22 protein-coding genes are annotated in these 25,331 nt (G+C 64.2%); 14 read left to right on the top strand and 8 right to left on the bottom strand.

The features are described 5' to 3' along the window. Nucleotides 1–86: 86 nt before the first annotated feature. Complete coding sequence (locus tag AB8717_RS18255; RefSeq protein WP_443748744.1) at nt 87–1,175, bottom strand: NAD(P)/FAD-dependent oxidoreductase; 1,089 nt, start codon at nt 1,173–1,175, stop codon at nt 87–89. Between the two features lie 91 nt (nt 1,176–1,266). Here AB8717_RS18255 and gcvA point away from each other — a divergent pair, with 91 nt between their 5' ends. After that, nucleotides 1,267–2,226, top strand: a complete 960-nt coding sequence (gene gcvA, locus AB8717_RS18250) for a transcriptional regulator GcvA (protein ID WP_443748743.1) — start codon at nt 1,267–1,269, stop codon at nt 2,224–2,226. Nucleotides 2,227–2,255: 29 nt separating this feature from the next. On the opposite strand, the gene AB8717_RS18245 is transcribed toward gcvA, so the two are convergent. Next, nucleotides 2,256–3,260, bottom strand: a complete 1,005-nt coding sequence (locus tag AB8717_RS18245; RefSeq protein ID WP_443748742.1) for a cysteine synthase A — start codon at nt 3,258–3,260, stop codon at nt 2,256–2,258. 226 nt (nt 3,261–3,486) lie between these two features. On the opposite strand from AB8717_RS18245, the gene AB8717_RS18240 reads away from it, so the two are divergent. The 3 genes from AB8717_RS18240 (at nt 3,487) to AB8717_RS18230 (ending at nt 6,305) form a co-directional block, all read left to right on the top strand. After that, entirely contained in the window at nt 3,487–3,738 is a 252-nt protein-coding gene (locus tag AB8717_RS18240) for a hypothetical protein (RefSeq protein ID WP_443748741.1), read from the top strand. A gap of 80 nt (nt 3,739–3,818) precedes the next feature. Continuing rightward, nucleotides 3,819–4,784 (top strand): homoserine kinase, encoded by a 966-nt coding sequence (thrB, locus tag AB8717_RS18235; protein WP_443748740.1) that lies wholly within the window; start codon nt 3,819–3,821, stop codon nt 4,782–4,784. A gap of 294 nt (nt 4,785–5,078) precedes the next feature. Continuing rightward, the gene (locus AB8717_RS18230; RefSeq protein ID WP_443748739.1) at nt 5,079–6,305 is read left to right on the top strand and encodes an RtcB family protein; all 1,227 of its coding nucleotides are present in this window, start codon (nt 5,079–5,081) and stop codon (nt 6,303–6,305) included. Between the two features lie 342 nt (nt 6,306–6,647). Here the strand turns inward: AB8717_RS18230 and AB8717_RS18225 are convergent, their stop codons facing one another. Then, nucleotides 6,648–8,150 (bottom strand): hypothetical protein, encoded by a 1,503-nt coding sequence (locus tag AB8717_RS18225; protein WP_443748738.1) that lies wholly within the window; start codon nt 8,148–8,150, stop codon nt 6,648–6,650. A gap of 141 nt (nt 8,151–8,291) precedes the next feature. On the opposite strand from AB8717_RS18225, the gene AB8717_RS18220 reads away from it, so the two are divergent. Beyond that, nucleotides 8,292–10,037: an aspartyl protease family protein gene (locus AB8717_RS18220; protein WP_443748737.1), complete on the top strand. Its 1,746-nt coding sequence runs from the start codon at nt 8,292–8,294 to the stop codon at nt 10,035–10,037. On the opposite strand, the gene thrC is transcribed toward AB8717_RS18220, so the two are convergent. Then, nucleotides 10,034–11,398, bottom strand: a complete 1,365-nt coding sequence (gene thrC, locus AB8717_RS18215) for a threonine synthase (RefSeq protein ID WP_443748736.1) — start codon at nt 11,396–11,398, stop codon at nt 10,034–10,036. The genes AB8717_RS18220 and thrC overlap by 4 nt on opposite strands. Before the next feature lie 104 nt (nt 11,399–11,502). On the opposite strand from thrC, the gene proB reads away from it, so the two are divergent. The 6 genes from proB to phoB all read left to right on the top strand — a co-directional run bounded on the left by proB (nt 11,503) and on the right by phoB (nt 17,527). Beyond that, nucleotides 11,503–12,675 (top strand): glutamate 5-kinase, encoded by a 1,173-nt coding sequence (gene proB, locus AB8717_RS18210; protein ID WP_443748735.1) that lies wholly within the window; start codon nt 11,503–11,505, stop codon nt 12,673–12,675. 27 nt (nt 12,676–12,702) lie between these two features. After that, nucleotides 12,703–12,846 carry a hypothetical protein gene (locus tag AB8717_RS18205; protein WP_443748734.1) on the top strand — a complete coding sequence of 48 codons (144 nt, stop codon included), beginning with the start codon at nt 12,703–12,705 and terminating at the stop codon, nt 12,844–12,846. 114 nt (nt 12,847–12,960) lie between these two features. Next, the gene (locus AB8717_RS18200; protein WP_443748733.1) at nt 12,961–14,235 is read left to right on the top strand and encodes a glutamate-5-semialdehyde dehydrogenase; all 1,275 of its coding nucleotides are present in this window, start codon (nt 12,961–12,963) and stop codon (nt 14,233–14,235) included. Between the two features lie 111 nt (nt 14,236–14,346). Further along, on the top strand, nt 14,347–15,864 hold the full coding sequence (locus tag AB8717_RS18195; protein ID WP_443748732.1) for a sensor histidine kinase: 1,518 nt from the start codon (nt 14,347–14,349) through the stop codon (nt 15,862–15,864). A 198-nt stretch (nt 15,865–16,062) separates the two neighbouring features. Next, nucleotides 16,063–16,758, top strand: a complete 696-nt coding sequence (gene phoU / locus AB8717_RS18190) for a phosphate signaling complex protein PhoU (protein WP_443750920.1) — start codon at nt 16,063–16,065, stop codon at nt 16,756–16,758. Between the two features lie 79 nt (nt 16,759–16,837). Next, nucleotides 16,838–17,527 (top strand): phosphate regulon transcriptional regulator PhoB, encoded by a 690-nt coding sequence (phoB, locus tag AB8717_RS18185; protein ID WP_443748731.1) that lies wholly within the window; start codon nt 16,838–16,840, stop codon nt 17,525–17,527. Between the two features lie 247 nt (nt 17,528–17,774). Here the strand turns inward: phoB and AB8717_RS18180 are convergent, their stop codons facing one another. Continuing rightward, complete coding sequence (locus AB8717_RS18180) at nt 17,775–18,680, bottom strand: Hsp33 family molecular chaperone (RefSeq protein ID WP_443748730.1); 906 nt, start codon at nt 18,678–18,680, stop codon at nt 17,775–17,777. Nucleotides 18,681–18,906: 226 nt separating this feature from the next. Here AB8717_RS18180 and serA point away from each other — a divergent pair, with 226 nt between their 5' ends. Further along, complete coding sequence (serA, locus tag AB8717_RS18175) at nt 18,907–20,832, top strand: phosphoglycerate dehydrogenase (protein ID WP_443748729.1); 1,926 nt, start codon at nt 18,907–18,909, stop codon at nt 20,830–20,832. Between the two features lie 57 nt (nt 20,833–20,889). Here serA and AB8717_RS18170 read toward each other — a convergent pair whose 3' ends face one another. After that, nucleotides 20,890–21,357, bottom strand: coding sequence for a hypothetical protein (locus AB8717_RS18170; RefSeq protein WP_443748728.1), 468 nt, complete (start codon nt 21,355–21,357; stop codon nt 20,890–20,892). Between the two features lie 475 nt (nt 21,358–21,832). Here AB8717_RS18170 and AB8717_RS18165 point away from each other — a divergent pair, with 475 nt between their 5' ends. Next, complete coding sequence (locus AB8717_RS18165) at nt 21,833–23,593, top strand: DEAD/DEAH box helicase (protein ID WP_443748727.1); 1,761 nt, start codon at nt 21,833–21,835, stop codon at nt 23,591–23,593. Here the strand turns inward: AB8717_RS18165 and AB8717_RS18160 are convergent. Together AB8717_RS18160 and AB8717_RS18155 are read right to left on the bottom strand one after the other, a co-directional pair. Next, on the bottom strand, nt 23,590–24,147 hold the full coding sequence (locus AB8717_RS18160; protein WP_443748726.1) for a cob(I)yrinic acid a,c-diamide adenosyltransferase: 558 nt from the start codon (nt 24,145–24,147) through the stop codon (nt 23,590–23,592). The genes AB8717_RS18165 and AB8717_RS18160 overlap by 4 nt on opposite strands. Before the next feature lie 19 nt (nt 24,148–24,166). Then, on the bottom strand, nt 24,167–24,370 hold the full coding sequence (locus AB8717_RS18155) for a twin transmembrane helix small protein (RefSeq protein ID WP_443748725.1): 204 nt from the start codon (nt 24,368–24,370) through the stop codon (nt 24,167–24,169). A 343-nt stretch (nt 24,371–24,713) separates the two neighbouring features. Here AB8717_RS18155 and AB8717_RS18150 point away from each other — a divergent pair, with 343 nt between their 5' ends. Continuing rightward, on the top strand, nt 24,714–25,274 hold the full coding sequence (locus tag AB8717_RS18150) for a TetR/AcrR family transcriptional regulator (protein ID WP_443748724.1): 561 nt from the start codon (nt 24,714–24,716) through the stop codon (nt 25,272–25,274). Nucleotides 25,275–25,331 lie beyond the last annotated feature (57 nt).

Raw genomic sequence — 25,331 nt, 5'->3', positions numbered from 1 at the left:
GCAGCATAAAGCGGCCAGGGGCGGGTACAAAAAAACGCCCTTCCGTAACGGAAAGGCGTTTGATTGATCTGAATGCGGAAGAAGATTTACTTCACACCCAGCTTCTTCTGCAGGTCGCTCGACGACGTCGTGTACTGGAAGCGCAGCTTGCGGTCCGGGTGGACGTAGCGGAAGGCCTGTTGCGCCATGAGCGCCGCTTCGTGGAAGCCCGACAGGATAAGCTTCAGCTTGCCGGGATAGTAGTTGATGTCGCCGATGGCGAAGATGCCGGGCGTCGAGGTCTCGAACTTCTCGGTGTCGACCGGGATCAGGTTTTCGTGCAGGTTCAGGCCGAACTCCGCCACCGGGCCCAGCTTCATCGTCAGGCCGAAGAAGGGCAGGAAGGCGTCGGCTTCCAGGTGCGATTCCTTGCCGTCGGCGTCCTCGATCAGCACCGATTCCAGCGCGTGGCCGGTTTCACCCTTCAGCGCGGTCGCCTGGGCGATGACCAGGTCCATCTCGCCGGCCGCCACCAGTTCGCGCATCTTGGCGACGCTGTGCGGGGCGGCGCGGAAGTCGTCGCGGCGGTGGATCAGCGTGACGCGCTTGGCGATCGGTTGCAGGTTCAGCGTCCAGTCGAGCGCCGAGTCGCCGCCGCCGGAAATGACGACAGTCTTGCCTTCGAACGCCTTCATCTGGCGCACGGCGTAGTGCACGCCCTTGCCTGGCGCGATGTTTTCAAAGCCTTCGATGCCCGGGATCGGCGGCTTCTTGGGTTGGAAGGAGCCGCCGCCGGCGGCGATGACGATCGTCTTGGCGCGGATGACGGTCTTCTGGTCGGTGGTCAGCTCCCACAGGCCTTCGTCTTCCAGCTTGCGGATGCCGACGGCCATTTCGCCGAGGTGATACTTGGCGCCGAACGGCGCGATCTGCTCCAGCAGGCGGTGCGTCAGGTCCTGGCCCGAAATGATCGGCCACGCCGGAATGTCGTAGATCGGCTTTTCCGGATACAGCTCGGCGCACTGGCCGCCGACCTTGTCGAGGATGTCGACCAGGTGGCACTTGATATCGAGCAGGCCCAGTTCGAAGACACTGAACAGGCCGACCGGGCCGGCGCCGATGACGACCACGTCCGTTGTCCAGGTCTGGCCGGCTTCGAGCGCCTCGACATGGTGCAGGGGGTTGGCGTCGGACATGAAAATTTCTCCAAAATGCAGTGGAATAGTTTTGTTAAACTGAAAAGCGCTATATGACGGCGCGTGAAGGTCTAAGGTTTAGGGATAGGCGATGTCTCGCGACAGATTGCCGCCGCTGTCGGCGCTTCGGGTCTTCGAAGCGGCCGCGCGGCACGAAAGTTTCAAACAGGCGGCCGAGGAGCTGTTCGTGACGCCCGGCGCGGTGTCGCAGCAGATCCGTCTGCTGGAAGAACATGTCGGCGTCGAGCTGTTCGTGCGCGACGGCCGCCGCGTCGTCCTGTCCGACGCCGGCAAGGCGTCGGCGCAGATCCTGAAGGAAGCCTTCGAAAAGATGTTCGAGGCGACGCGCCTGATGAAGGCCGGCACGCAGAAGGGCCGCGTGACCGTGTCCGCCGCGCCCAGCTTTGCCGCCAAATGGCTGATGCCGCGTCTCTACGACTTTAGCGCTGCTAACGAGGACATCGACGTCTGGGTCAGCGCCGACATGACGCCCGTCGACTTTGCCGTCACCGACATCGACCTGGCCGTGCGCTACGGCAACGGCCATTATACCGGGCTGCACGTCGAGCACCTGCTGGCCGAAGCCGTCGTGCCCGTCTGCTCGCCGCTGCTCTTCGAAGCCGCACCCATCCGCAAGCCCGCCGACCTGGCCCACCACGTCCTGCTGCACGACGCCGGCGACGGCGATCCGTCCTGCCCGGACTGGCCCATGTGGCTGAAGGCCCATGGCGTCGAAGGCGTCGACGCCTCGCGCGGACCGCGCTTCAACCAGTCGTCCATGGTGATCGAGGCAGCCGTCGCCGGCCGCGGCGTCGCCCTGGCCAAGCGCACCATTGCCGACGCCGATTTGCAGGCCGGCCGCCTGAAGGTGCTGTTCGACGAAAAGGACGCGCCGCTGAACTACGGCTACTACCTGGTGTGGCCGCAGACGCGCGATCCCAGCCCGGCGCAGGTGCGCTTCATGGAGTGGCTGCGCAACGAAGCCCGCAAGGCCGAGCCCGCTCCCCGCGACAGCGGCGAGCGGCCCGTCTTTGCGGCGCAAGACATTTAATCGAAACTGTCGGGCAGGCGCGGTCACGTTTACGCGGCGGCCTCCGGCTCCGGGAACCACGGCGGCGTGGGCAGGCCTTTTTCCTTGAGGAAGGCCGGATTGAAAATCTTCGAGGCGTAGCGGTTGCCGTAGTCGCAGAGAACCGTGACGATCGTCTTGCCGGGACCCAGGTCCTTCGCCATCTTCATCGCGCCGACGACATTGAGCGCCGAAGACGTGCCGAGGCACAGCCCTTCAGTCTGGATCATGTCATACAGCACCGGCAGCCACTCTTCGTCGGCGACCCGGTAGCTGCGGTCGATATGGATGCCTTCCAGGTTGGCGGTGATGCGGCCCTGGCCGATGCCTTCGGTGATCGACGAGCCTTCCGACTTCAGTTCACCGGTGGTGTAATAGCTGTAGAGGGCGGCCCCGAACGGGTCGGCCAGGCCGATCTGGATGTCCGGATTCTGGCCCTTGAGGTAGAGGCTCATGCCACCCAGCGTCCCACCCGAACCGACGGAGCAAATGAAGCCGTCGAGCTTGCCGTTCGTCTGTTTCAGCACTTCGGGGCCGGTGCCGTCGATATGGGCCTGGCGATTGGCGACGTTGTCGAACTGGTTGGCCCACACCGCGCCCAGTTCCTGGGCCAGGGTGCCGGAATAGCGCACATAGTTGTTGGGGTTGGCATAGGGTACGGCATCGACCTCGATCAGCTCGGCGCCGAGCTGGCGGATGGCGTCCTTCTTTTCCTGCGCCTGGGTGCGCGGAATGACGATGACGCAGCGATAGCCGAGCGCATTGGCGACCATGGCCAGGCCGATGCCGGTATTGCCGGCCGTGCCCTCGACAAGGGTGCCGCCGGGCTTGAGCACGCCGCGGCGTTCGGCGTCGCGGATGATCCACAGGGCGGCGCGGTCCTTGATCGACTGGCCGGGATTGAGGAATTCGGCCTTGCCGTAAATCTCGCAGCCCGTCGCTTCGGATGCGCCCTTCAGGCGGATCAGCGGGGTATCGCCGATCAGGTCGACGACGGACGTAACGGTCTTGCTCATGGATCGCGCTCCGGGGTTCGCAGGCCGGCTTGCTACCAAATCGCGCGCACAGGCCCAAGCGATGGATTCTAATCGCGGGCTTTAGTCAATCTGGCGGTGATTTCCAAGTGTTTCGGCGGCGGCACGGCAGGGGTGGCCCTAATTCCGGCACAAACACATCGTCTTTTTACTTTGCAATCTGCAAAGGTGCGCGACGTCGGGCCATAATGAGAGTTGGGGTGTCCCAATGGTGGTGATAAGTCTGATCGTCTCTGTTCTTGCGGGCATCGCCGCCGGCTGGATTGTCTATTTTGCCCTGGCGGGCGGGTTGCGCGCCGGCACACGGGCAGTGGAGGGGAAGACCATGCAGAGCCAGGCGGAATCGCTGATCGATCGGATGGGGGTCGTGTGTTTCCGCATCGCCAACCGCGTCGTGATCTCGACGCTTGGCGGCGCGCTTCTGGTCCTGATGCTCGGAAGCGGTATAAAGCGCGCATAAACGCAAACACGCTTGTGCCCGCGCGCCGGCCTCGACTATAGCAGGGGCCGACTTTCACCGCGCGCAGGACGTTTCACCGCATGGCCGTCTTTACCCCCGTCTCGATCGAGGACGCGAAGGCCTATCTGCGCGGCTACGATATCGGCGAGCTGATCCATCTCGAAGGGATCGAAGAGGGCGTCTCCAACACCAATTTCAAGGTCGAGACGACGACGGGGCTGTACGCCCTGACGCTGTTCGAAGCGGCGACGCCCCAGGACGATCTTCCCTGGTTCATGGACTATACCCTTTATCTCGACCGCAAGGGCTATCCCGCGCCCGGTCCCGCGCTGAAGCGTGACGGCACGTCGCTGGGGGAAATCAACGGCAAGGCGTGCGCCCTGATCAAATGGCTGCCCGGACGCTGGCCACGCAACCCCGACGTCCGCCACGCCACCTCGGCCGGGGAATTCCTGGCCAAGCTGCACCTGATGGGCGGCGACTTCCCGGACGTGCGCGCCAACAGCATGGGCATCCAGGTCTGGCCGCACCTGATCGAGCGGTGTGTGCCGAAAGCCGAAACCAGCCCGCGTGCCCGGGCCGTGCTGGCCGACTTCCGCGAAGAGCTTGGGTATCTCGAGGCAGGCTGGCCGCAGGACCTGCCGAAGGGGGCCATACACGCCGACTATTTCACCGACAATGTCCTGATGGACGACGACGGCATCGTCACCGGCGTCATCGACTACTACTACGCCTGCACCGATTTTTACGCCTATGACTTGGCCGTGGCGCTCAATGCCTGGGGCTTTACGCCGGGCGGTCAGCCGGTCCCCGAGATGATCTCGGCCTTTGCCCGCGCCTATCAGGCGGTGCGGCCCCTGTCCGAGGCCGAAATCGCGGCCCTGCCGCTGCTGGCGCGCGGATCGGCCATGCGCTTTACCCTGACGCGGCTCTACGACCTCCTGAACCACGATCCGTCGTGGGTGGTGAAGCCCAAGGACCCGGAAGCCTTTTATCGCCGGCTGGAATACCATCGCGGCATAGACGACGGTCACGCGTATTTCTGAGACTGAAATGCCACACCTGTTGCAATTGTAACGGTGTCTATTGACCGGTGTGGGCGCCTCGACCATAAGGCGCGCATGTTTACCAAAAGCAGCCATTCACCGATGACAAACCCGCAGGTCCTGCCGACCAGCGTGTGTCCGGCTGCGCGCCAATCCCAGGTCGATTATAGCTTGGGCTGTACCCGAAAACCCTAGATCCCTTCAGGATTTCCGTTTTCGTGCAGCCCTTTCGACCCGGTCGGAAGGGCTTTTTCCATTTCGCATTTTCATTCAAAAACAAAGAAGGAGAAGACAATGCAAGTCTTTCAAGGCGCCCGTGGCGGGCTGGTCAAGGCGTGGATCGACGGTGTGGCCGTCGAGGACCAGGCGCGTCAGCAGCTCGACAATATCGCGGCCATGCCGTTCATCCATAAGCACGTCGCCATCATGCCCGACGTCCACTGGGGTATGGGCGCGACCATCGGGTCGGTGATCCCGACCAAGGGCGCGGTCATTCCGGCGGCCGTGGGCGTGGACCTCGGCTGCGGCATGATGGCGGTGCGGACCACGCTGAATGCGCGCGACCTGCCCGACGACCTGTCTGGCCTGCGCACGGCGATCGAAGAGCGTATTCCGCACGGTCGGACCGATAACGGCGGGGTGAACGACCGCGGCGCCTGGGGCGATGCGACCGACGCTGGCAACGCGGCCTTCGCGGGCCTGTCCGACGAGCTTAAGCGCATCGTCGATAAGCACCCGAAGATATCCCAGGCGGCCAACCGCGCGCAGAACCACCTGGGCACGCTCGGGACTGGCAACCACTTCGTCGAGGTCTGCCTCGATGAAAACGACGCCGTGTGGATCATGCTGCACTCGGGCTCGCGTGGGATCGGCAACAAGATCGGGTCGTACTTCATCGAGCGCGCCAAGCACGAGATGAAGCGCTGGTACATCAACCTGCCCGACCAGGACCTGGCCTACCTGCCGGAGGGCTCGGAACTGTTCGGTGACTATATGGGCGCGGTGTCGTGGGCCCAGCGGTTCGCGCGCACCAACCGCGAACTGATGATGACGGCGGCGCTTGAAGCGCTCTCGGTCTCCGTGCCGAAGCGTTTCACCTGCGACTGCGAAGCGGTGAACTGCCACCACAACTACGTGGCGCACGAACACCACTTCGGGGCCGATGTGCTGGTGACCCGCAAGGGCGCCGTGCGCATCACGCCGGAAACGCTGGGGATCATTCCGGGCTCGATGGGCGCAAAGTCGTTCATCGTGCGCGGGATCGCCGGCCAGGCGGCGGCTGAGGCCCTGTGCTCGTGCAGCCACGGCGCCGGGCGGGCCATGTCGCGGGCGGAAGCCAAGCGCCGGTTCACGCTTGAGGACCACGCCCGGGCGACCGCCGGCGTCGAGTGCCGCAAGGACGCCGATGTCATCGACGAAACGCCTGCGGCGTACAAGGACATCGACGCCGTGATGAAGGCCCAGGCCGACCACGTCGAGATCGTCCACACGCTGAAGCAGGTGGTATGCGTGAAGGGGTAACCCGAGGGGGCGGTGGCGAAAGCTGCCGCCCTTTTTTTCCTTGTGAGACAGAGTGGGTAACTTTCCTTCGGCCCTCCCTGCGAAGCGGGGAGGGGGGACCACGCGAAGCGTGGTGGGCGGGGCTTCTTTCTTTTGCCGGCTACATTTTTTGTTTTAAAAACAAATCTTTACGCGCCCATATGGCGGCGGGAGTGCTTTGTTGCTCCGACAGAAGTGCCCCGCCCACCGCCTTCGGCGGTCCCCCCTCCCCGTAAACGGGGAGGGCGAAAGCCCTTCATTTCTTTGACTTATTTTTGATAACCATAGCTTGCCGGATTGCAGTTGAGTCGGCGAAACGAGAAACTACAAACCCTCGGCCGGGGCCAGGGTGCCGCCGCCGGCAAGCGCGTAGGTCTTGCCGCCCAGGTCCGGATTGTCGCGCTGGCTATAGCTGAGCACGTGGCCGTTGCCGACGATGTTCTTCACCGTATCGCCGCTTAAGCCCTCGGGATTGATCAGCTGGCCGACCCGGGTATCGGCCGTCAGCGTCCAGGTGCTCGACGCATCGAGGCTGACATCGACATTGGTGGTCGTCTTGCCGCTGAAGTGCGAACCGTCCTTGAGATCGAGCCGGATGGTGCTGAGAATATCGGTGACCATGTCGCCGTTCAGCGTCTGGTCATGCGCGTCGATGCGGGCATAGCCGCCGTTGCGCCCGAGCGGGCCCCACTTGGCGGAGGCGGCCTTGACCAGGATTCCCGCCTCCGACGCGATATCGACGTGGCGGAGGGTGACGACACCACGCACATTGCTGACCAGGAAGACTTCGCGCGCCGCCTTGATCGTGCCGCCGTCAAGCTGAAGAGTCGCCGTCGCGATCGGACCGTCATAGGGCGCGGTCGAGGCGCTGGCCGCTGTCACCTTGCCGTCCTGCGCCGGCGGCAGGGCCGACTGGTAGAGCAGGATGCCGCGGTCGCCGCTGTCCAGGCTGACATGGGTCAGGGTCGCCGTGTGCTCGCCATCGACTTCCAGGCCCTCCGAAAAACCGGTCTTGATGACGGTGCCGGAAGCGTCGACATCGCCGTGCGCTTCCAGGGCTGGCGATGACGGACCGCCGGTGGTGAGCGTGCCGCCCGTCAGCCTGGCCTTGCTGCCGGGCTTGATGGCGATGGCGGGGGCGTGATCCGAGGTCGTGGTGATGCTGGCCGCGTCGGCGTCGAGCGCGGCGCCGGCCGCCAGTTCCACGCCATAGGCTTCGGCGGCGCGCGTCGAGATGACGGCGCCCTTCAAGGTGAGTTTCGAGCCCGGATCGGCGGCGAAGATGCCGTCGATGCCGCGGCCGGTGGTCGAAATGGCGCCGCCGGTGACGGTGGCGGTGGTCTGCGACGCGACGATCAGCGCGGCGCCAAGGCCCGTTTCATGGGCGTCGTCGGCCAGCGACACGTCCAGCGTGCTGTTGATCGTGATGCCGTCCATGGTGAGCAGCGATCCGCGCTCGGCGAAGACACCCGACTGGTCCGGTTTGGTCGGCGTGATCGTGCCCTTGCTCAGCGCCTTGCCCTGGCTGGCGATGGTGATGACGGCGACGCGGCGCATGGCGGCCGGAATGGTCGCCGGCGCCGCCATGGGGCGCGGCGCCCCCTGCGTCGGGCCTTGCTGCTGTCCCTGCTGCCCCTTCTGGCCGCGGTGACCGCCGCGGCCGTGGCCACCGCCACCCATGCCGCCACCACCCATGCCTCCCATGCCGCCGCCCATTCCGCCGCCCATTCCACCCATGTCGCCGCCCATATCCTGGGCCATGGCGATGTCGCCGACGCAGAGCGACAGGACGGCGGCGGCCAGGCCGCTGAGAAGGTATTTGCGCATTGGGTGCCCCTGAAATGTTCAGCATCGCTAACAAGGCAATGCGGCTTCCATGTTTCAATTATGACATCAAATTCCGGTACAACCTGGATGACGTGGCACCGGTGTCATGATAGGTTGCTAAAAAATCCCGAGGGGGGAACCATGACAACTCGCAGAGACCTGTGGCAGGCGGCGCTGGCGACGGCTGCCCTTTCGTTCGTGCCGGCCCTGGCCAAGGCTGCTCCTGTCATCGTTCGCGTCAAGATAAGCTTCGCGCGCAATGGCATGCCGATCCTGCCGATCAAGATCGACGGCAAGGGGCCGTACAATTTCGTGCTCGACACGGGCGCCTTCACGACCTGCATCCGGGAGACGCTGGCCAAGGACCTGGGCCTGCACACCAGTGGCACGATCCGCACAACCAGCCTCAGGGGCGACGAGTCGAGCTACATCTATGTCGGCAACAATATCCTTGTGGGCGGCGGCTTACCGTTCGGCAAGATGAGCTTTGTCGGCCTCGAAAAGTTTCCGGTTCCCGACGCCGACGGTTTGCTGCCGGCCAGTTTCGTGACGCACCTGCCGTCACAGCTGGACTATGAAAAGCAGGAAATCCTCTACTTTCTCAACGGCGCCGAAATGGACCTTGACGGTTTCGAGCGCGCCGACGCCTTCTTCCAGGCTGAAGGCGAGCGCGCGGCTGAACAGGTCTATGTCAACTTCAATCTCGATGGTCAGAAGCTGGTGTGCGCGCTCGACACAGGCGCCGGCTCGGCGATCCTGATCGGTGGCGGCTATGTCGATTCCCACCACCTGTGGGACAAATACAAGGTGCTGGGCGAGAGCACCAGCAAGGGCGCGAACAGCCAGGCCGTGCATACGCGCACCGTCGTCATTCCCAATCTGACGATCGGCAATATCCATCTCGACACCTTGCCGGTTACCCTTGTCGATCCGAAGTCGTGGGACTCGCTCGACAAGTCGGACATCGACGGCCTCATCGGGTCACCGCTGTTACGCAAGTTCACCCTGGCCTTTACCGGCAAGAAGGAACTTTATCTCAAGCCTAATGCCGGTTTTGCGCAGATATCGGGCACAATGCCGGCGCTGGCCGTGCCGGACGCCGCGCCGCCGGGTGCGATTCCTTTCCTGTATGGCGAGGAGCGGCGGATTCTGATCCCCGCCAGCGTCGGCGGCAAGCCGGCCTTTCCCTTCATGCTGGCGACAGGCTCCTCCAAAAGCGCGATCAACCGGGCGCTGGCCGACGAACAGGGCGTGCCGGCCCTGCCCGAAGGCGGCTTCGACGGCGGCGCTCTCAGTTTTGGGACTGTAAAGCTGCCGCATCTCAAGCTGGCGGAACGGCCGGTGAAGCAGCGGCCGCCCGCGGTGCTGGGCCTCGACTTCCTGGCGGGCGCGCCGGTCTCGATCGATTTTGACAGCCTGCTCCTGGCCTTCCATCCCGACGGGCCGCCCGACCTTGCGGGCTATACGAAGACAGGCATCGCCCGTGCTGTCCGCGAGGGGGAGGATGCGCTCTATGTCACGGTCAAGCTGGCCGGCATGGATACGGTCTGCCGGGTCGACAGCGGCTATCAGATGGGCGTGCTGCTGCCGCCGCAGACGGTGGCTGCCCGCAAGCTGTGGGACGCCTTCCCGGGCGCCGAAGACCGGAACCTGGCCGGCAGCGACGGCCAGATGACGAAGACGCGCTTCGTCAAGATGAAGGGCCTGGATATTTCAGGCCTTCACATCGAAGACGTGCCGGTGACCCTCGTCGATCCCACGGCGGTGCCCAGCGCCGGCCAAAAGGGCGTGGACGCCGTCATCGGCATGGGCGTCATCCGCCGCTTCAATATTGTCTTCGACAAGGACGGCGCGGTCTGGCTCAAGCCCAACAAGGCCTTCGTTTAAGCGGAGAATCCCTTGACCAGGTCCAGCGCCGCGGTCCGGTCGTTCTTCAGCTCGACGATCTTTTCCGGCAGGCCGTAGAGGGCCTGGATGGCGTCGGGCACCTTGGGCGCGAAACCCAGCGCCCTGGTGACGAAGTCCGGGAACTTGGCGGCGTGCGCCGTCGACAGCACGATCTGCGGGCGGTCGCTGCCGCGCTTGAGCGCCGCGCTCAGCGACACAGCGGTGTGCGGGCAGATGACCTGGCCATAGGCCTTCCAGGCATGGGCGATGGCTTGAGCGGTCTCTTCCTCGCTGACCGTGCTGGCCGTGACCTCGGCCTTCAGCGCTGATTGCAGGTCGGGCGACAGCGTCACCGCGCCGGTGGCGCCGAACGTGTCGAACAGGGCCTTGGTCGTCGCGGCGTTGCGGCCCGAGGCTTCGAAGACCAGGCGTTCGAAGTTCGACGGCGCCTGCACGTCCATGCTGACGCTGGCCGATTCCACGGCCTGGCGGCGGATATAGCGGCCTTCGTTGATCGCCTGGTTGAGCGCGTCGTTCTGATTGACGGCGGCGTGCAGCGGGCCGACATTGCCGCCGATACGGCGGGCCACCCAGCCGGCGAAGGCGTCGCCGAAATTGCCGGTCGGCACGACGAAATCGGGCGTGTCCGCGCCGCTGGCGGCAGCCGCTGCGAGGTAGTAGGGGACCTGGCCCAGCAGACGGCCCCAGTTGATCGAATTGACCGAGCTGATCAGGCCGTTTTGCTTCAGGCCGGCGTCACCCAGCAGAGCCTTGACGATGGCCTGGCAGTCGTCGAAATCGCCTTCGACGCCGACATTCATGACATTGTCGGCCTGGACGGTCGTCATTTGCAGGCGCTGCACCGGCGAGACGCGGCCGAGCGGATGGAAGACGACCAGACGCACGCGCTCGGAACCGGCAAAGGCGCGCACGGCGGCCGCGCCCGTATCGCCCGACGTGGCGGTGACGAGCGTCAGGGTCTCGTTGCGCTGTTTCAGCGCCGCGTCGGTCAGCGGCGCCATCATCTGCATGGCCATGTCCTTGAAGGCCAGGGTCGGGCCGTGCCACAGTTCCAGCATCCACAGATTGTCGGCCAGCTGCGTCAGCGGCACCTTGCCGTCGTTCAGGAAGGCGGCTTTGGTGCGTGCGGCGGCGGCCTTGACGGCGTCCGTCCCCAGCACGTCGACGCCGAACAGGGTCAGCAGGTTTTCGGTCAGGGTGCCGTAGTCACCGGCAAGGTCGAAACCGGGCGTCGGCCACTCAGCCGGCACATAGAGGCCGCCGTCGGGCGCCAGACCGTCGAGCAGGGCGCCTGCGAAGGTCTTGTCACCGGCAAATCCGCGCGTGCCTACATAGTTCATTCTGTTACCAATTCCGCTGAAACCGTAAGGCCTTGCGTATCCGTCGCCTTATCCTTTAGAAGCGCGGCGATAACACTTTCACCGCGCTGGGAAAAGGCGAAAACATGGGCGGCAACACGGAATCTGGCGGCGCGACGGCGACGGCCCGGCTGCCTGAAGTGCTCGCCCAGGCGCGGCGCATCACCATCAAGGTCGGCTCGGCCCTGGTTGTCGACGCCAAGGGCGGTGTCGCCAATGCGCCGTGGATGGCCGGACTGGCGCGCGACATCGCGGCCCTGGTCGCGGACGGCAAGAATGTCGTGCTGGTGTCGTCGGGGGCCGTGGCGCTTGGCCGCCGTCACCTGGGCGTCACGCGCCCGCGCCTGAAGCTCGACGAAAAGCAGGCCTGCGCCGCCGCCGGCCAGCCGCGCCTGATGGCGGCATGGGACGAGGCCTTCCAGGCCGTCGGACTGAAATCCGCCCAGGTCCTGCTGACGCGCGAAGATACCGAAAAGCGCCGGCGCTGGCTGAATGCGCGTGCGACCGTCGAAACCCTGTTCGAGCTGGGCTGCGTGCCGATCGTCAACGAAAACGACACGGTGGTGACCGAAGAAATCCGCTATGGCGACAATGACCGGCTGGCGGCGCGCACCGCACAGCTGGTCAAGTCCGAGGCGCTGGTCCTGCTGTCCGATATCGACGGTCTTTACACGGCGGACCCGCGCAACAATCCGGACGCGCAGCATATCGCAGTGGTCGAAAAGCTCGACGCCTCGATCGAGGCCATGGCCGGTGGCGCCAATGCCTCGGCGGGCGTCGGTACCGGCGGCATGGCGACCAAGATCGCGGCGGCGCGCATTGCCGGGTCGGCCGGCTGCGCGACTCTCATCGCGTTTGGCGCGGTCGTCCAGCCCCTGTCGTCGCTGGGCGGGCCGGAAGGGGCGCGCTTTACCCTGTTCAAGCCTCAGGCGTCGCTCAGCGCCGCCTACAAGGCGTGGATCGCCGGCACCGTCGTCCCGGCGGGCAAGCTGATGCTGGACGAGGGGGCGGCCCGCGCCCTGCATAACGGCAAGTCGCTCCTGCCGTCGGGTATCGTCGAGGTCACGGGCAGCTTCGACAAGGGCGACAGCGTGTCGATCGTCGCGCCGTCGGGCCAGGAGATCGCGCGTGGCATCGTCGAATATTCCGCCGACGATATCCGCGCCATCCGCGGCCGCGGCAGCCGCGACATCGAAACCATCCTGGGCTATACTTCGGGCGATGAAGTCATCCACCGCGATGATATGGCGCTGATATAGCGCTGTTGGAACAGGGAAGAGATTGCCTTGAAACGCCAGAAAGACACGCGCCCCGTCCCCGCCTCGTTCTTTGCCGAGCGCAGACAGCGTGCAGACTTTGCGACCTTCGAGCGGATCATGACGCGTAAGGGCGGGCAGCCACCTGTCGCAGGAGATGAGATCGGCGACTGATTCCATTCGGCCGCCAAACGCCCGCAAAAACCCGCCAAAAGCCGTTATTTCAAATGAAACCGTCGTATTCCGGCGGTTTTGCGATATATACCGCCTGAAAGACGGAGTTTCGCCATGGACGACCAAAGCACGCGCACGCTGAACGACCTGATGACCGGTATGGCAGTCAATGCCAGGGCCGGCGCCGAGGCCCTGCGTCTGGCCGGTCCAGACGCCCGTACGCAAGCGATCGTCGCGGCGGCCAAGGCCATCCGTGCGCGCGAGGCCGAGATTCTCGAAGCCAACCGGAAAGACCAGCAGTTCGCCCGCGATAAGGGTCTGACCGACGCCATGATCGAGCGCCTGATTCTCAATCCGGCACGCGTTGAAGCCATGGCGAAAGGTCTTGAGGAAGTCGCGGCGCTGCCCGATCCCGTGGGGCGCGAACTGGCGCGCTGGACGCGGCCGAACGGTCTCGATATCGCGCGCGTTTCGACGCCGATCGGCGTCATCGCCATCATCTATGAGTCCCGCCCCAATGTGACCGCGGACGCCGCTGCCCTGTGCATCCGTTCGTCGAACGCCGCCATCCTGCGCACGGGCTCCGAAGCGCTCAATTCGGCCCTGGCCATCTATGCCGCGTTCGAGGAGGGCCTGCGCGCTGCCGGCCTGCCCGAAACGGCGGTGCAACTGGTGCCGACCTCGGACCGCGACGCCGTCGGCCTGATCCTCGGCGGCCTTGGCGGCGCCGTGAACCTGATCATTCCGCGCGGCGGCCGCTCACTGGTCGAGCGCGTGCAAAAGGAGGCGCGGGTTGCCGTCCTGGCGCACCTCGAAGGCCTGAACCATACCTATGTCCACAAGGACGCCGATCCCGAAAAGGCGCTGGGCGTCACGCTGAACGCCAAGATGCGCCGTGTTTCTGTTTGCGGCGCGACCGAAACCCTGCTGATCGACGAAGCGGTGGCGGCCGACCTGCTGCCGGGCATTGCGAAAGCTCTCGAGGGTAAGGGCTGTGAGCTGCGCGGCGATGAGGCCGCGCGCGCCATCTATCCGATGAAGACGGCGACTGAGGACGACTGGCGGACCGAATACCTGCTGCCGATCCTGTCGGTGCGCGTCGTGAAGGACGAGGCCCAGGCGATCGAGCATATCCGCACCTACGGTTCGGGCCATACGGAGGCCATCATCACCGAGAACGTGCAAGCCGCCGAAACCTTCCTCAACGAGGTCGATTCCGCCATCGTCATCTGGAACGCTTCGACGCAGTATGCCGACGGCGGCGAGTTCGGCCTGGGCGCGGAAATCGGCATCTCGACCGACCGCATGCATGCGCGCGGCCCGGTCGGTGCCGAGCAGTTGACGACGTTCAAGTACATCGTCCGCGGCAACGGTCAGATGAGGCCGTAAAACCGTCACACTCGCTTACAGGTGGTTTACGCAACCGTCACGGAACTGTTGCGTAAACCCTTTAATAACCCCGCTCTTTCAGTCAATATATGACTTCTGCGAGTGAGGCGTATGGACCGGCAGCGAACCTTCTTGAATACCGTGCCGCTCGGCACCTGGATCGGCGGTTGTTTGCTGATCGGCTGCGCGCTTGCCGAGCCGCTGCGCTGGTTCGCGGCGCCGGTGGCCGTGATCGTGCTCGCCTACACGGTTTTCCAGTTCTGGATGCGCATCCTCGACATGCAGGACCGTATCGAAAGCCTCAAGGCGCCTGAAGTGCAGGTCAAGGTCCAGCCCGAGGGCCCGAGCTTCCAGGAAGTGCTGCGCGCCATTCCTGACCCCGTCATGATCGTGTCGGGCTTCGAGCCGCACGACATCGCCGGCCGCTGGATCGTCTTCGCCAACGACGCCGCGCGCGAAGTCTTTTCGATCACCGACGACGGGGGGCTGCTGGTCAGCACCATTCGCACGCCCGAAGTGCTGGAATGCGTCGATGAAGCCCTGTTCGGACGTATCGCCCGCTCGGTGATCTTCGACACGACCGGCGGCGCCCGCGACCAGTTCTGGCGCGCCTTCACCAGCCCCCTGCCGGTCGAAGGCATGAACAGCGACAAGCATCCGCGCCTGGCCCTGCTGGTCATGCGCGACGAAACCGATGCGCGCCGCATGGAGCGCATGCGGGCCGATTTTCTTGCCAATGCGAGCCATGAGCTGCGCACGCCGCTGGCCTCGCTTGCCGGCTTCATCGAGACCCTGCGCGGTCCGGCGCGCGACGACGAAAAGGCACGTGAAAAGTTCCTGACCATCATGGCGACCCAGGCCGACCGCATGGGCCGGCTGATCTATGACCTCCTGTCGCTGAGCCGCATCGAGATGAGCGAGCACGTGCCGCCGGCGGGCGAAGCCGATCTGGTTCTGGCGGTGCGCGACGTCGTCGAGGGCCTGACTCTGATCGCGCGCGAAAAGGGCGTCATGCTCCAGGTCAGCGCGCCCAAGCCGGGCCTCTATCCCATCATCGGCGACCGCGACCAGATCCTGCAGGTCGTCCAGAACCTGGTCGACAACGCCTTGAAATACGCGCCGCGCGGCTCGGATATCAGCATCGACGTGCAGTTCGACAAGACGCTGAGCGAAGCCATGGTGGCCTGCGATCCGCAGGCCGCCAAGCTGGTCCTGCTGCGCCCCGACCGCAACGTCCACGACTACTATGCCGTGGTGCGCGTGCGCGACAACGGCCCGGGCATCCGCCGCGAATATCTGCCGCGCCTGGCCGAACGCTTCTATCGCGTCGAAGGCCAGAAGAGTGGCGATCGCCTCGGCACGGGCCTGGGCCTGGCTATCGTCAAGCATATCATCAACCGCCATCGCGGCGGCCTGGTGGTCGAAAGTATCGGCGGCATGCCGGCCGGCGACGACCCCATGCTGCGCGAACCCGAGTCCGAAGGCGGCAAGGTCACGCCGCTGCCGGTTCCGGGCCTGCCGACCTTCACGGCGTTCGCTGCCTGCTTCCCGCAATCGCGCGCTTTCGGCGCGGCCGGCGCCCCGCGTCTGGCGGCTTCGGAAGGCGTTACGATCAAGGATGCCGGGTAGAAATCGCCCGAATATGACGTTTTTTGTGCGGAAACGTGCTTAACGCCCGGCCGCCTTATAAAACTGTCACAAAATTCCCCTAAACGCCCCGTAAAATTCTGGTTACGCTAATGCCCTATACTCGCGAATCGCGATCGCAGTGCGGCGGCGTAATGCGCAGCCAGGATTTGAAGGACAACACCAGTGGCCCCGTTCAAGATGAACCCGCATATCGTCAAGACCTATGAAGAAGAGCTGGACCAGCTGAGCGCCGAGGTGGTGCTGATGGGCGGTCTGGCCGAAGCGCAGGTCGCCGACGCCGTCGAGGCCGTCGCCCGCCGCGATGTCGCGCTGGCGCAAAGCGTCGTCCAGCGCGACCACAAGCTGGATGAGCTGGAAAAGGACGTCGAGCGCAAGTGCATTCGTCTGATCGCCTTGCGCCAGCCCATGGCTGACGATCTGCGCAAGACGGTCGCCGCCATGAAGATCGCCACCTCGCTGGAACGGATCGGCGACCTGGCCAAGAATATTTCCAAGCGCTCGCTGGTCATCGCCGAAGCCGAACCGATGTCGCCGCTGACGCGCTCGATCGAGCGCATGGGCAAGCTGGTGTCGTCGCGCCTGCGCGACGTGCTCGACGCCTACAAGGGCGGCCGCCAGGACCTGGCGCAGAGCGTGTGGGCGTCGGATACCGAAATCGACGAACACTACAACGCCCTGTTCCGCGAACTGCTGACCTACATGATGGGCGACCCGCGCACGATCTCGGCCTGTACGCACCTGCTGTTCATGGCCAAGAACCTGGAACGCATCGGCGACCACGCCACCAACATGGCCGAACACATCCATTACGAACTGACGGGCGAGGACTATGTCGAAGACCGCCCGAAAGGCGACACGCTCCACACCAACTGACTTCGCCGGGCGGCTACCTGACTGACGACGCTTTGACCCGGACTTCCTTGTAACCGTCCCCGAGACCGCGGAACCCTGCATGAAGCCCTACATCATCGTTGCCGAAGACGAAGACGCCCTGGCCACCCTGTTGAACTACAACCTTGAAAAAGAAGGCTATGAGGTCGCCGTCGCCACCGATGGCGACGAAGCCCTGGTCATGATCAAGGAGCGCCAGCCGGACCTTCTGGTCTGCGACTGGATGATGCCGAAAGTGTCGGGCATCGAGGTCTGCCGCCGCCTGCGCGCGCAAGGCAATACCCGCAACCTGCCGATCGTCATGCTGACGGCGCGCTCGGAAGAAAGCGACCGCATCCGCGGGCTCGACACCGGCGCCGACGACTATGTCGTGAAGCCCTTCTCGATGGTCGAGCTGATGGCGCGTATCCGCGCCGTCCTGCGCCGCATCCGCCCGGGTCTTTCCGAGGACCGCGTCGAGTTCGGCGAGATCAGCGTCGACCGCCTGTCGCATCGCGTCCAGCGCAGCGGCCGCGACATTCACCTGGGGCCGACGGAATACAAGCTGCTCGACCACTTCATGCAGTATCCGCGCCGCGTCTTCTCGCGTGAGCAACTGCTCGACGCTGTGTGGGGCAACGACGTCTATGTCGAGGCGCGTACGGTCGACGTCCATATCGGCCGCCTGCGCAAGGCGCTGAACGACGGTCATGCCTTCGATCCGATCCGCACGGTGCGTTCGGCCGGCTATTCGCTGGATATGCAGGGGTAAGGACGGTTGGTACAGGGGAAATATAGATCCGGCGGAGCTTGATGCCTTTGTCGTTTCCCCCCTTCCGTCACTCGCTCCGCTCGCGCCACCTTCCCCGTAAACGGGGAAGGAAAAAGGAATGAATTCTGTTTGGTTACTTCCTTCCCCGTTTACGGGGAAGGTGCGCCCCGAAGCCTTGGCGAAGGGGTGACGGAAGGGGGAGCGTCGGCGTAGCGAGCTGCGACTTTTCAGATAAATTCCTGAACTGTTACTGCAGCCCGACCAGGAAGGTCTTGGAGCAGTATTCGCAGGTGATGTGCACCTTGCCGTCGGCTTCCAGCATTTCCTGCTGTTCCTGTTCGGTGAAGGACTGGACCAGGCCTTCGACGCGCTCCTGCGAGCAGCGGCACAGCTTGAACACGGTCTTCGGCGCCGACAGGCGCACGCCGTCTTCGTGGAACAGGCGGTAGAGCAGGCGGTCGGCCGTCAGCTCGAAATCGGTAAGCTCTTCCTCACCCAGAGTCTCGAACAGGGCGCGGATATGCTGGAAGGATTCCTTCGTGTCGCCACGGCTTTCGTCACCGGCGATCGCCTGGATCATGGCGCCGGCGGCGCGCCAGACACGGCCGGCTTCGGTCGTGCTTTCGCTGACCGCCAGCTTGATCTGGGTCGGCACCTGTTCCGACTGGGCGAAATAGTGCTCGGCGCACAGGGACAGGGATTCGCCCTCGATCGGCGTAATGCCCTGGTAGCGTTCGGCATGATCCTCGGGGTCGAGCGTCATGATGAAGGTGCCCTTGCCCAGCAGGGTCTGCGCCCCCAGGCTCTGGAAGCTGCCTTCATTGGCGGCGATCAGCGCGTCGAGCTCACCCTCGTCGTAGCGGCAGAAACCGCGCAGGCCCCCGCGCGTATCGTAGTCGGCCACCACGTAGCGCACCGCGCCGTCGCCCTGGGCTTGCAGGATTAGCCGGCCCTCGAACTTCAGCGACGCGCCGACCAGCACGGCCAGCACGCAGGCTTCGCCCAGCAGGTTGGCGATGACGTCGGGATAGTCGTGCGCCTTCAGGATCTGGTCCAGCGTCTCGCCCAGCCGTACCAGACGCCCGTGAACGGGATGCGTCTCGATAACGAAGCGGGCGGAGTAGTCGTTGGCGGATGAGGACGGATCGGACATGAACGCGTTAAATCCCTACGGTCGTTACGAATTTTACCAGTTGGCGTATTTAAGCCGCCGTCCGATAGAATCTTAAAGAATTAGGCCTTGTGCCGCCACAATAATCGATTAAGGCGGTTGTGCGGGCAAAACTTTTATCTTATCTGCGGCGCAAATCTTCTTGAGCCGGGCGGGGCAACCTTGCGGCGCCCATGACCCGGCCCGCCCCCATATGGGTCCCGCAGTCATGAATGCAAGCTTTGCTCCTCCCGCTCCCGCAACCCTGATCCTGGATTTCGATTCGACCTTCACCACGGTCGAGGCGCTCGATATCCTGGCCGAACTGCTGTCGGCCGCCGACCCGGCGCGCGCCGCCGATGTCGCCCAGATCAAGGCGCTGACGGACCAGGCCATGTCGGGCGAGATGAGCTTCTCGGACGCGCTGCAGCGCCGCATCCAGATCCTGAAGCCGACGCGCGACGACATCGCCGCCCTGGTCGATGTGCTCAAGACCAAGATCACGGCCTCGATCGAACGCAACCGCGCCGTCTTCAGCGACCATGCCGGCAAGATCCGCATCATCTCGGGCGGTTTCCACGACTTCATCGACCCGGTCGTCGCCGATTTCGGCATCGACCCGGCCTATGTGATGGCCAACCGTCTGACCTGGAATGCCGACGGCGTCGCCATCGGGCTCGACCTGACCAACCCGCTCAGCCAGGACGGCGGCAAGATCACCGCCGTGCGCGGCCTGAACCTCGACGGCGACGTCGCCATGGTCGGCGATGGCTGGACGGACTTCGAAGTCTACAAGGGCGGCGCGGCCGAGCGCTTCTACGCCTTCACCGAAAACGTCACGCGCCCCAAGGTCGTGGCCGCCACCGAGGGCGGCGAGGCGACGCGCGTCGCCGCTTCGTTCGACGAAGTGCTGCACGCCGAAGGCTATCAGGGCCGCTATTCTTTCCCGCGCTCGAAGCTGAAGGTGCTGCTGCTCGAAAACATCCACCCCGAGGCCGTGCGTCACTTCCGCGAGGAAGGCTATGACGTCTCGACGCTCAAGGGCGCGCTCGACGAAGACGACCTCATCGAGGCCATCCAGGGTGTGCACATCCTGGGCATCCGTTCCAAGACCAATGTCACCGAGCGCGTGCTGGAAAAGGCCGACAAGCTGATGGCCGTGGGTGCCTTCTGCATCGGCACCAACCAGATCAATCTCAAGGCCTGTTCGCAACGCGGCATCGCCGTGTTCAACGCGCCCTATTCGAACACGCGTTCGGTCGTCGAAATGGTCATGGGCCTGACGGTCGTGCTGACCCGCAACATCCCGGACAAGTCGATCGGCATGCACCAGGGCAAGTGGGACAAGTCGGCGACCGGGGCCCACGAAGTGCGCGGCAAGACGCTGGGCATCATCGGCTACGGCGCCATCGGTTCGCAGCTGTCGATCCTGGCCGAAGCCTTCGGCATGCGCGTCATCTACTACGATATCGCCGAAAAGCTGTCGCTGGGCAACGCCAAGCGCTACCGTTCGCTCGATGCCCTGCTGGCCGAGGCCGATGTCGTCTCGCTGCACGTCGACGGTCGCAGCGAGAACACCAACATCTTCGGCGCCGCCCAGTTCGCGCGCATGAAGGACGGCGCGCTGTTCATCAACCTGTCGCGCGGCCACGTCGTCGATATCGAAGCGCTGGCCAAGGCCATCGACAGCAAGAAGATCGCCGGCTGCGCCGTCGACGTCTTCCCGGAAGAGCCGCGCACCAATGACGATCCGTTCCAGAGCGCGCTGATGGGCCGCCGCAACACGGTCCTGTCGCCGCACATCGGCGGTTCGACCGAGGAAGCGCAGGAGGCCATCGCCGAGTTCGCGTCGGAGCGCCTGCTGAACTTCCTGAACCGCGGCGACACCACGTTCAGCGTCAACATGCCCCACGTCCAGCTGTCGGAAGTCGAAGGCCGTCACCGCTTCCTGCACCTGCACCAGAACGTGCCGGGCGTGCTGGCGGCGATCAACAAGGTGCTGGCCGAGTACAATCTCAACATCCTGGCGCAGCACCTGAAGACCAACGAGCACCTGGGCTATGTCATCGTCGACGTCGACCAGGGCTATCCCAAGGAAGCGCTCGACGCCCTGCGCACCGTACCGGGCACGCTGAAGTTCCGCTCGCTGCTGTGATCCAGCGTCGGCAAGAAACAAAAAGCCCGTTCGGTTTCACCGGACGGGCTTTTTGTTTTAGTCGAGGTACAGAACGTCGTCGCCGTCGCTCTCGGGGGGCGGCGGGTCTTTTATCTGCCCGCTCAGTTTCATCCACACATCGAAGACTTCCTGCGGAATGCGTTGCGGGCGCGGCTGGCCAGGCACCAGGGTCTGCACGAAGTTGAACTTCAGGCCCATGCGGGTCGGCGTCGACCAGGCTGCCGAACCGCGGCGCGCCATGTGGGTATCGAGGTCGATCAGCCAGATTTCCGAAGGGATGGAACCGACATTGTCGAAGGCGATGCGGGCGCCCGACGGCGACTGGTCCATGATGCGGCAGGTGATGACCTGTTTTTCCGACATATAGAGCAGGGCGCCGCGGTCGTCGCAGTCCTGGCGGGGCTCCGCCCGGCGGTCCTGGTATTGATAGTCGGAAGGCTGAATGACTTCGGCCTTCGCAGTTGCGGAAGACGAAGATGCAGCAGGGCGCGGCGGCAAAGACATGCGCAAGGGTCCCGTAAGACGGAAAAACGACACGAACGAGGGGTAATGTACGCCGCAATCGTTTGTTTCGGCGATCGCGTAGAGGCCGGAGCCAACGGGGAAATACTCTACCGGCGTTTGGTTACCAAATGGTTGGTATGAGCCTTTCCGTAAGGTAACAATCGGCAGCGCTTGACTTATCGGTAACAAAAGCGCAAAAGACCGCCGATCGCATCTGCGAAACAACCCATCGGACGGCTTGCCCGTCCCGCTGGCCGCGTGAAGTATGCCCCGTGGATACGTCCTGTGGGGTACATACTGCCAGCCTTTAAGGCCGCCCATGTGCGCGCCTGCCCATTTCGAAGTCCGTGACACGCGCTTGCTTCGTATCCACCCGGCCTGAATTGCTCAGGCCCGGGCGCGATGCGTTTGCGTGCGCCCGTTTTATGTTCCCGCCGTCCGGAATGACTCCGGCGGCCTGACGAAAGCTTTGTCTGTGACGACTTTTTCGACCCTGGGCCTCAGTGCCACCCTGCTCAACACCCTTGAAAAAGAGGGCTACACCAAGCCGACGCCGATCCAGGCGCAGGCCATCCCGCTGCTGCTCAAGGGCCGCGACCTGCTGGGCATCGCCCAGACCGGCACCGGCAAGACGGCGGCCTTCGCCCTGCCGATCCTGCAGCACATCCTGACCAACCGCATCATCCCGGCGCCGAAGTCGGTGCGCGCGCTCATCCTGTCGCCGACGCGCGAACTGGCCTCGCAGATCGCCGAAAGCTTCAACACCTATTCGCGCGGCATGGGCCTGAAGGTCGCCACCATCTACGGCGGCGTCAAGTACGGCCCGCAGTACAAGGCGCTGAACGGCGGCCTGGACATCCTGGTGGCCACGCCCGGCCGACTGATCGACCATATCGAACAGAAGACGGTCGACCTGCGCGGCGTCGAATGCTTCGTGCTCGACGAAGCCGACCAGATGCTGGACCTCGGCTTCGTCAAGCCGATCCGCCAGGTCGCCGCCAAGCTGCCGCACAAGCGCCAGAACCTGTTCTTCTCGGCCACCATGCCGAAGGAAATCGCCGGCCTGGCGTCGGAACTGCTGACCGATCCGGCGCGCGTCGAAATCACACCCGAAGCCACGACCGCCGAGCGCGTGTCGCAGCAGGTCGTCTTCATCGAAGCCCAGCGCAAGCGCGCCCTGCTGTCGGAGCTGTACGCCGACGAAGCCTATGCCCGCACCCTGGTCTTCACGCGCACCAAGCGCTCGGCCGACCGCGTCGCCGCCTATCTCCAGGCCGGCGGCATCGAATCGGCCGCCATCCACGGCGACAAGAACCAGAGCCAGCGTGAGCGCGCGCTCCAGGCCTTCCGCGCCGGCAAGCTGCGCGCCCTGGTCGCGACCGATATCGCCGCGCGCGGCATCGACGTCGACAATGTCAGCCACGTCGTCAATTTCGAGCTGCCGAACGTGCCCGAAGCCTATGTCCACCGCATCGGCCGTACGGCCCGTGCCGGCAAGTCGGGTATCTCGATCACCCTGTGCGCCGACGATGAACGCAAGCTGCTGAAGGATATCGAACGCACGACGCGCCAGCGTATTCCTTCGTTCGACCGCCGCAAGGACCTGGCGCTGAAGCTGCTCGACGAAGCCATCCTGGCGTCCGGCCAGACGGAAAAGCCGTCGACGCCCGACCGCCTGCCCGAGCACGACAAGTCGCAGAAGAAGAACCCGAAGAAGGCCGGCGGCGCCCGCCATTCGGACCCGGATGCGGAATTCGTGCACAAGCGCAGCCGTAATCGTACCGGTAGCGGCGCCCGCAAGGGGGGCGAACGTGGTGATCGCGCTCAACGCCCCGAGCGTTACGATCCGATGGCGGCCGAGCGCCCCGCGGCGGCCAATGGCGCCCCTGCCAAGCCGTTCAAGCCGAGAGCCGAGCGTTCCGGCGAGCGTCCGGCATACGCTGGCGACCGACCTGCGCGTGGCGACCGTCCGGCCCATAATGGTGATCGTCCTGCTCGCGGCGGCGATCGTCCGGCCCATTCCGGTGAACGTCCGGCCCACAACGGCGAACGCCGTCCGCATGACGACGCGCGTGGTCCCAATCGCAAGTTCGGTAAGCCGGGTGGCAAGCCGGGCTTCAAGGGTGGCTTCAAGGGGCCGAAATCGGGCTTCAAGGGCAAGCGTCCGGCCATCGAAAGCAGCGAAGCCGTCAACCGTTCTGAAGGCGCCCAGTTCAAGCGCCGCACCAAGGGCTAATTTCCGCCCGGCACCCACAGGACATCGGCGCGGCCGCAATCATTGGCGTGCCGCGCCATGACGAACAACAAGTCCGAGAGGCGGTTGAGATATTTGACCGCCTCCGGATTGACCGCTTCAACCCCTGCCAGGGCCACGGCGTCGCGTTCCGCGCGGCGCACCACGGTTCGCGCCATGTGAAGGTGCGCGCTCAACGCCGTGCCTGCCGGCAGGATGAAAGAGGTCAGCGGCTCAAGGTCTTCGTTCAGGCCGTCGAGCGTCGCTTCCAGCGCCGAAACCTGACTGGCCTTGATGCGGATCGGCGTCCACGAGATTTCGTCGCTGGGTGTCGCAAGGTCTGCGCCAAGGTCGAACAGGTCGTTCTGGATGCGCGCCAGGTGGAGGTCGATGACCTCGCCGGCATGCAGACGCGCCAGGCCGATCGCGGCATTTGCCTCGTCGACACTGCCGATGGCGGTCATGCGCGGCTCGTGCTTCTTGCGGCGCGAGCCATCGGCAAGGCCCGTCGTGCCGTCGTCGCCGGTTCGGGTGTAGATCTTGTTGAGCTTGACCACAGGCGCTCGCTGGAAGGGCTTACATCTTATGCTGGAAGGCCCAGGCGACGGCGACCAGCAGGGCGATCGAAATGGCCTGGAACAGCACACGCAGGCGCATCAGCTTGTTCGACCACTTGGCCTGGAAATCCCCGCCCTTCGCCATGGCGAAGATGCCGGCGAACAGGATGCCCAGCGTGGTCAGCATGGCGATAACCGCCAGGACGAAAAGAAAGAGGCTCATGATGAAAGTCATCCCCCTTTTTGTGCGACTTGTCGAGACCCATATACCGGGGTGACTGCCCGGTTGACGGGAAGCGCGCTCAATTCTGGTTGACTGCCGTAAATCTGACGCTTTCGCGTCGCAAAAATATCATCCGCAACAGATTGAATTGCTGTTGCTGCCGGTCTAAAGAGTTTGGGCCGGGTCTCAATGTTTCCCCTAGGGAAACCCGTTTGTGTGTGTGAGTACCATGTATAATCCGAGTGATAAAAGTCTTATGATAAACCGCGAGGACGCCCCGCAACCTTTAGGGGCCCGTGCTCAGTCGAAAGAGCGCAATCGCCAGAAGATTCTTGAATCGGCGATGACTCTTTTCCGCGAACGCGGTTTCGAAGCCGCCACCCTGCGCGACATCGCGCGCGGTGCGGGCCTGTCGACCGGCGCTCTGTTCGCCAATTTTACCGACAAGAACGAAATCTTCCTGACCGTCGTCGAAGACGAAAATGCCCGCGTCATCCGTCTGATGCGCGAAGCCTATGACGAGTCCCTTGGGCTGGTCGATCGTCTGCACAAACAGCTTATGCGCGGCTACGACGCGGCTCAGGCCAATGCCCGCCTGATCCTGTCGGCCTTCGTCATGCGCTGGTCGGCCAGCCAGCCGAGCCTGACCGAGATTTCGCGCCTCAGCGACCTGGTCCGTGTGACGCTGCTCGATACCCTGAAGGCCGCCAAGGCCCGCAAGGAAATCCCCGACGCCGCCCGCATCGACTGTGCGGCGGAAATCCTGGAAGACCTGTGTTTCGCCAATCTGCGCCGCGCCTTCCAGTCGTCTGAAGAAGGCAATGCCGGTTTCGATGTCGCGCAGCTGGCCGATTCCCTGTCCATGCAGATCGGTCTTGTCGTCGCCGGCCTGAAAACGGTCTGACCCGGCCTTCACACCTGAAAACAAAAACGCCTCCGTCATCGACGGAGGCGTTTTTGT

It is taken from the genome of Asticcacaulis solisilvae, from assembly GCF_052327315.1.
In the GTDB taxonomy this organism is placed as follows: domain Bacteria; phylum Pseudomonadota; class Alphaproteobacteria; order Caulobacterales; family Caulobacteraceae; genus Asticcacaulis; species Asticcacaulis solisilvae_B.
The sequence above is the reverse complement of the archived record's forward strand: the minus strand, read 5'-3'. Positions and strand labels throughout refer to the sequence as shown.